At 59.5% G+C, this 6938-nt stretch carries 7 protein-coding genes; 4 read left to right on the top strand and 3 right to left on the bottom strand.

The features are described from left to right. Window positions 1-131 precede the first annotated feature (131 nt). Entirely contained in the window at window positions 132-965 is an 834-nt protein-coding gene (locus RBA41_RS33145) for an SIR2 family NAD-dependent protein deacylase (RefSeq protein ID WP_306628604.1), read from the top strand. Between the two features lie 38 nt (window positions 966-1003). Here the strand turns inward: RBA41_RS33145 and RBA41_RS33140 are convergent, their stop codons facing one another. After that, on the bottom strand, window positions 1004-1780 hold the full coding sequence (locus RBA41_RS33140) for an ADP-ribosylglycohydrolase family protein (protein WP_306628602.1): 777 nt from the start codon (window positions 1778-1780) through the stop codon (window positions 1004-1006). A gap of 107 nt (window positions 1781-1887) precedes the next feature. Here RBA41_RS33140 and RBA41_RS33135 point away from each other — a divergent pair, with 107 nt between their 5' ends. The 3 genes from RBA41_RS33135 (at window position 1888) to RBA41_RS33125 (ending at window position 3393) form a co-directional block, all read left to right on the top strand. Then, a complete protein-coding gene (locus RBA41_RS33135; protein ID WP_306628601.1) occupies window positions 1888-2241 on the top strand; it encodes a cupin domain-containing protein in 354 nt (117 codons plus the stop codon). A gap of 83 nt (window positions 2242-2324) precedes the next feature. Beyond that, window positions 2325-2501 (top strand): DUF3606 domain-containing protein, encoded by a 177-nt coding sequence (locus RBA41_RS33130; protein WP_306628600.1) that lies wholly within the window; start codon window positions 2325-2327, stop codon window positions 2499-2501. Between the two features lie 247 nt (window positions 2502-2748). Next, entirely contained in the window at window positions 2749-3393 is a 645-nt protein-coding gene (locus tag RBA41_RS33125) for an ATP phosphoribosyltransferase regulatory subunit (protein ID WP_306628599.1), read from the top strand. Between the two features lie 215 nt (window positions 3394-3608). Here the strand turns inward: RBA41_RS33125 and RBA41_RS33120 are convergent, their stop codons facing one another. Both RBA41_RS33120 and RBA41_RS33115 read right to left on the bottom strand, forming a co-directional pair. Beyond that, window positions 3609-4199, bottom strand: a complete 591-nt coding sequence (locus tag RBA41_RS33120; RefSeq protein ID WP_306628598.1) for a tetratricopeptide repeat protein — start codon at window positions 4197-4199, stop codon at window positions 3609-3611. After that, a partial coding sequence (locus RBA41_RS33115; protein WP_306628597.1) for an RHS repeat-associated core domain-containing protein occupies window positions 4171-6938 on the bottom strand: 2768 nt, incomplete at its 5' end. The genes RBA41_RS33120 and RBA41_RS33115, both read right to left, overlap by 29 nt.

Genomic DNA, 6938 nt, shown 5'->3' with positions numbered 1-6938 from the left:
AAACAAGTGACCATTTTCCTCAAATAAATTTTGCGGTCGGGTATTGCAATTGCCAGGGAATTTGGTGCTGGAAGGCACGTTCAGACAAACGCCGTAGAATGACAGCCATCCATTTTTTGAAGAATGTCCGTATGACGAACACCTCTATCGACCAGGCGTGCGCCGACGCGGCCGCCCTCATCGCCCAGGCCGATGGCCTGGTGATCACGGCCGGCGCCGGCATGGGCATCGATTCCGGCCTGCCCGACTTCCGTGGCGACCAGGGCTTCTGGCGCGCCTACCCGGCCCTGGGCACGCACGGCTTGCGGTTTACCGACATCGCCAATCCCCGCGCCTTTCGCGAGCGTCCCGAGGTGGCATGGGGATTTTACGGACACCGCCTGCAGCTGTACCGGCGCACGCTGCCGCACGCGGGGTTCGGCCTCCTGAACAAGATCGCAGCGCGCCTGCCTGGCGGGGCCTTTGTTTTCACCAGCAATGTGGATGGACAATTCCAGCGCAGCGGCATGGCGCATGAGCGCGTCGTCGAATGCCACGGCAGCATCGAAAAACTGCAATGCCTGGGCGACTGCGGCCAGCCGACCTGGTCCGCGCAAGCGTTCGTGCCGGTAGTCGATGAGGAGCAGTGCCTGCTCACTTGCCCGCTTCCACGCTGTCCCCGCTGCGGCGACATCGCACGGCCGAACATCCTGATGTTTGGCGACCGGCTGTGGGATTCCGTGTATGCCGACCAGCAGGAGCACCGCCTCGACCTCTGGCTGGCGCGCCAGAGCCAGGCGGTGATCATCGAAATCGGCGCCGGCACATGGATTCCATCGGTGCGCGTGTTCGGCGAAAGCCAGCGGCGCCCGCTGATTCGGGTCAATCCGGGCGAATCGGCCGTCGGCTTGCCGCGCGATATCGGCATTGCGCTTGGCGCGCTGGACGGGATTTCGCGTATCGCCGCCGCGCTCGACGCGCTCTGACGCCTGCGGTGGCCGCCGCGCAGCGCCGTCCGGCAACGCTAGGCGCGCTTCAGGCGGCCGATGGCGCCGTCGAGCTGCTCCATGGCCGCCCTTACCCGCTCGTCCAGGAAGGGAGCGATGGCGTCCACCCGCGCTTGCGGCACGCCCCAGAGCGCCTCACCAAGCACGCAAGCGGTCGCGGCGATGGTGTCGCTGTCGCCGCCGTGATACAGGCAGGCGGCCAGCAGCGAATCGACGTCGTCGCTTTCCGCCAGGCAGCTCATCACGTCCTCCAGCGTATCGTCGGCGCGCACCCGCATCGGGGAACCGGCCTGGTGATTGGCCTCGACCGCATGCAGGGTGCCGCCGCCCGCTTCCCATGACGCCAGCAACTGCGCCTTGCTGGCGCCGTGCAGCGCTGCCCAATGTAACTGCACGTAGGTGTCGGCTGCCTGCATCGCGCTTGGATGGCCGTGCGTGGAGCGCGTGATGTCCGCCGCCACGCGGCGTGCGTCTTGCAGGCTTGTGGCAAGCGCGGCGACAGGGCCGAGGCGCATCAGGGCGCCGTTACCCCAGCTCACCAGCTCTTCCGGGGACGATCCCAGCGCCCAGGCGGCGAACAGCTTGCCGTAGCCTGCCTGCGGATAGTCGGCAACCCAGGCACGAAACGCTTCCTTGAGCGGTGTTCCCGTCAGCAGATGCTGTGCCACCGCCAGCGTGATGACGGTGTCGTCCGTGAACGAGTGCGCCGCTGTCAGCTCGGGCAGCGTGCGCGATGGCGTGCGCGATTTCTCGTAATGGGAACCGTAGATGTCCCCGACAAGTGTTCCCAACATGTAATTCTCCTAGTGCAAAGAAACGGTACGGCAAGCGGACGTGCTTTAATTCGCTTGCGGGCACCGGGATGGCCGGCTGTCGAACAGAATACGAGGAGCAACATCGGATGATGCTGGTAATGCTGTTGATGGCTGCGGGACCCGCCATGGTCGTCGTTCGGGAAGACGACGTCAAGCGCGACGAAGCGCCGCCGCACGGTGCGATCGGCATGTCCACGGCTTACCGTATTAGCGATGCCGTGCCCGCGCCGCGTTCGATGGAGTTTCGCAAACGCGTGCTCCATCCGGGGGCTGCCATCGGCGTGCACCGGATTGACCATGACGAGGTGTATTACGTTCTCGCCGGACAGGGAGAGGTCACTTCCGATGGCGCCACCGAGCGTCTGGCGCCAGGCATGGCCGCCTATCTCTACAAGGGGGCGCAGCGCAGGCAGCAGGCGCTTGCGTGGCGACGTTCTTGAATGCTTGCCTGCGTGAGCAAGCGAACAGAACACAGCCGCATCGCGTGAGAAGCTTGGCACTCGACAATCGCAAGGAGGCAGGCATGGCAGATGACACCCATATCCGCGGGCAGCAGGACCGCAGCCGTATTAACGTCAATGAAGAACACGAGGTGCGATACTGGACCGAGGCGCTGGGCATCAACAAGGAACAGCTGGTTGCCGCGGTCAAGGAAGTGGGTCCGATGGCCGATGCGGTGCGAACCAAATTAGGTCAGTAGAGGCATTTACCGGCGGCTGGTCACCCGTTGACATGCCGCACACGACACGTTACGATGGTTTTATGAACACATTCACCAAGCAATCCGCTCACCATCACGCTTCGCATCCGCGGCTGGGAGAGCTATTGCTTGGTGATTGATAAGCCCTATCACTGAGAAAGCCCTCCCAGCGACGCTGCGAGGGCTTTTTTGTTTTGCAGCGGTGATTGCAACGACGCAGTGCACCGCTGACGGTATAGGGATCATCATGGAATTGAAAATTGAAGCGCAAGCCAGGGGTGTGCGCATTATCGCGGGCGAAGAGGCAAAGAACCGCCGCGTATTGTTGAATCAACTGATCGGCATCGCCGAAGCGGCCGGATTTGAAGAAATCGTGCTGCCTTCGGTGGAACCATCGGACGTCTACGTCGACAAAGCGGGGCCGGAAATCCTGTCGCAGATGTACGTTTTTCCGGACAAGAAAAACCGTTCGCTGTGTTTGCGACCCGAGGCGACAGCGACCGTCCAGCTGATCGCCGACAAACACTTCCCGCGCCAGAAGAATGTGAAGCTCTGGTACTTCGAACGCTGCTGGCGCTATGAACGGCCGCAAGAAGGCCGGTACCGCGAGTTCTTTCAATTTGGCTTGGAAGTGCTCAATCCGGACGCCGACACCATCCGGGACGAGCTGATTGCCCTCGCGGAGAAAATGGTTGGCCTTAAGACCAGCGACTACGTGCTTGCGCGTGCGGTGAAACGTGGACTGGATTACTACACGACGGATGGATTTGAAGTCGCCGTGCCGGCGCTGGGTGCCCAGAAACAGGTGGTCGGTGGTGGTACGTATCGCCAGGGGATCGGCTTCGCAATCGGCTTCGACCGCTTAATGTTGTGTAATCGTTCGAGTGTCTGAGGGAAGAAGCAACGTCCTGCATATCAAATGGCGGAAATTCCAGCGAGAACCGCCATGCTTGGGCCAAGCTCGGCGCCCACCTTGGGACGATATTGAAATGAGCGCCTATCTATCCGCCGACGAGCTCACAAACCTAATCGGGAGCAGGCGCCCAATTCACCACAGCAGCGCCGAAACGGCCCGATATTCGCCCACACCCGCCCCGTGCCTACGCGTTATTTTTTGAACTGAAATTTAGACCGTGCCTTGCGCTCAATGGCGGTTTTTGCTTCGCCAGCGATATCTTCCTTACTTCGCATACCTGTGCCAGAAAAATAAGTGTTGTATCCGTCTGGGAGACCTGAGACATCTTTCAGTGCTCCCTCAAAATCGCACACTCTCAATTTTGCCTCGGCGCGAAATAAAAGCGACGAATTCTTGTAGTAGTGATTTTTAGCAGCGTCACCTGTTTTCACAGCATCACCGAACTGTTCGATTGCATCAATTGTTGATCCGTTTCTTAAAAGCAATATTCCGAGCGTATAGAAGTCGGCCGGTTCTAGTCCATCAGTTTTTATAACATATTTCAAGTCAATAATCGCTCCATCAATGTCGCCCATACGAGATCTCACTGCCGCACGCTCTCGACGTCCAGCGATTTCGGTTGATGAATCCTGCATAAGCCAATCACACAATTCGATTGCCTTTTCATAATTCTCACTACGAGCATAGTCGTATGCACTTTTCAAAATTGATTCGAGCTCATCCTCAGATTTCGGTCTAATAGATTTCATATCTCTATGGCTTTCTGACACTATAGTCAACATTATTACCTCCACATTCCTCGCTAACCAAACCTTTTGCGCAGCTATCGACATCTGTATAGCCGCCAGTCACGCCCTTCACGCTCCGCTTTTTACGTCTACCGGCTCGCTGTTGCATCTGTTCATAAATTATGTCCCGACATGTTTTCTTTGCATCTTCCCACTGGGCATCACATTCTTCTTTTGAAGGCGGATATCCTTCTGAAGACGAGCAAACCATATTGCCGACAGCCTTGCCAATCGCCGTTCCGGCAAACATTCCACCGGCTAGACCAGCCCTACTGCCAATAACGGCCCCCGCGCTTGCACCTGCAGAACCACCTACAACAGTTCCGGCACCTGGCACGATGGAACCCAGGGCGCCACCAACAACGCCGCCGACAGTCCCTCCCGCCGCTCCACCTCCATAATATCCAGCCGCACCACCAATACCACCGCCTACTGCTTTGCACGCCGACATGCACGTGGAATCCAGCCCGAAGGGATCAATGAATGTCAGTGGATTCCCCCCGACGTAGCCGTAAGTGTTAATGCCGCCGTCAAGTCCAATCGGGTCCGACTGCACGTACCGTCCTGTCTGCGGATCATAGTCGCGATAGTAGTTGTAATGCAGATTGGTTTCTCGGTCGTAATATTGTCCTGGGAAACGCAGGTTGTAGGCGAAAGCACCCAAGCGGTTCGGATTTTCATCCGGCGGATCCTCCCCGAACGGATTTGCGCCATCCCAGCGCCACACCATCTTGTTGTCGCTGGCGCGCGTGATAACCCGTGGTGTCGCCAGGTGGTCAGCATAGACATAGTATGCATTTTCCCCGGCTCCCGCTGTACGCAGTTTGATCACTGCGACCGGAATTCCTTCAAAATAGATCGTTTCCTGTAACGGGGTGCCCGCTGTATCGTACTCGCCGATCATGTGCCCGGCCTCGTCGTAGACAAAGTATGTCGATGCACCTGCCGTACCCGACTTGATGATCCGCTGGTCAAGCCCGTTGTAGCGATATTGGACAACCCCGCTACCGCTGCCCGATACGCTGGTCAGGCGCGCGTTGCTGCCGTAACCGTAGCGCACCGTTCCGTCGTTGATGAGGTTGCCCGTGGCGTCGTACGTATTGCGTTTCGCTGGCCCCGGTCCGGAGGTGGCAGTCAGCCGGTTGCTGCGGGGATCGATCGTGTTGGAGTAGCTATTGGCGCCAATAACGGCTTTGGTACGGTTACCGTTGGCGTCGTACTCGAAGCGCTGGCTGGCCGTAGCGCTGGTAAAGCCGATCAGGCGATCCCGTCCATCGTAGCTGTAGCGCTGGTCCAGCCTGGTTGACGTGGCATTCCCCGCATGCGTGCTCGCCACGATCCGTCCGGCGGCATCGTAACTGAGCGTGCGCGTCGCACCTACCGCTTTCAGGTGGCCGAGAGGGTAACTGACAATGCGATTTTCCAGGTCGAACTGGCGCTCGTATTGATTGGAACTGCCCGCGCTGTGATTACCCCATAACCAGGAGCGCACAGCGCCGAATGGTTGGTAGGTGATCTGACTCAGAATCGTCGCGCGCGCAGCGCCGGGGCGCGTCAGGCTCAGGGAAGATGGCTTCCCGTTGCTGTCATAGGTGACGTCGATGCGATTGCCGCTGGGGTAGGTCATCGAGGTGACGTGCCCAACAGCGCTTCCCTCACTACCGTAGGTATAGGCGGTCACGAAGCGCCTGGACACCGGGCCGCTCGTTTGCTCCTTCCTCGTGAGCCTCCCCATGCCGTCATAGCCGTACATCGTTTTCCCGGTCTCATCCGTCATTGCCGTGATACGGGCCGCTGCGGAACTGCCAGCCGCGCCATACTCGAACGTACTGGTGCCGATCCCGGTCACGCGGCCCGCCGCATCATATCGATAGGCGGTCTTGCGTCCGGCCCCATCAAGGGTCGCTATCACATTCCCGGCCCCGTCGAACTGCGTGTGCGTGCTGCCGGTATCGGGGCTGCTCAGGTCCGTTTGCTGCCCCAGTCCGTTGACGACATAGCGCGTCGGCAAGCGGCGCGGATCGATCACTGATGCAAGCTGATCCTGCGGCGTATAGGCGTAGTCGATCAATGCCGGTTTGCCCGCGGCATCCGCCGCAGGCAACGTCTGTCGTATCAGACGGTTGAAGGTGTCGTAAGTTCCCTTGCTGACGCGTGCCAGTTGATCGATGCTCGCTGTCAGGTTGCCGACCGCGTCGTATTCGAAACGCGCGCCTGGATCACTCGCGCTTTTCTGTTCCCGCTGCAGGCGATTGAGCGCATCGAAGGCGCGGGTGCTCTGCGCCACCAATTTGCCGCTCGGGTCTTTCACTTCCTGGCGTATTGCATTGCCCATGGCATCGAGCGTGAAGCTGATGCTGTTCCCGGCACGGTCCCGCAAACCGGTGAGGCGGTGCGCGTCGTCATACGTGTATTCCAGCGCAGAGCCGTCGGGTGCGGTCATACGGATCAGTTGTCCGGCAACGTCGTACTCATAGCGCGTGGTTTCAGCGCGTCCGCTGGCATCGCGGATCGTGCTCGACACCAGGCGCTGGCGCGGGCCATATTCGGATTCAACTACCTGGCCGCTGGGATACCGGATTTTGGTCGGCAAACCATCGTCGCTGTATTCGAGGTAACTGGTCACCTCGCCAACGCTGTTGCGCACGCTCGCAAGGTCGCCCGGGTGGTGGCTTGCGCTGGTGTCGGCGTAATAGACCATGCTCGACGATTCGGCCTTGCCGTTGGCATCGG

It is taken from the genome of Massilia scottii, from assembly GCF_030846495.1.
In the GTDB taxonomy this organism is placed as follows: Bacteria; Pseudomonadota; Gammaproteobacteria; order Burkholderiales; family Burkholderiaceae_D; genus Telluria_A; species Telluria_A violaceinigra.
Note: the sequence above shows the minus strand (reverse complement) of the source record. Positions and strands in the feature narration are given on the sequence as shown.

What these genes read in the sequence shown, in the direction of transcription:
- RBA41_RS33130 (WP_306628600.1), top strand. Translation starts at nt 2,325, where the DNA reads ATGGCAGATGACACCCATATCCGCGGGCAGCAGGACCGCAGCCGTATT.
- RBA41_RS33120 (WP_306628598.1), bottom strand. Translation starts at nt 4,199, where the DNA reads ATGTTGACTATAGTGTCAGAAAGCCATAGAGATATGAAATCTATTAGA.
- RBA41_RS33145 (WP_306628604.1), top strand. Translation starts at nt 132, where the DNA reads ATGACGAACACCTCTATCGACCAGGCGTGCGCCGACGCGGCCGCCCTC.
- RBA41_RS33125 (WP_306628599.1), top strand. Translation starts at nt 2,749, where the DNA reads ATGGAATTGAAAATTGAAGCGCAAGCCAGGGGTGTGCGCATTATCGCG.
- RBA41_RS33135 (WP_306628601.1), top strand. Translation starts at nt 1,888, where the DNA reads ATGATGCTGGTAATGCTGTTGATGGCTGCGGGACCCGCCATGGTCGTC.
- RBA41_RS33140 (WP_306628602.1), bottom strand. Translation starts at nt 1,780, where the DNA reads ATGTTGGGAACACTTGTCGGGGACATCTACGGTTCCCATTACGAGAAA.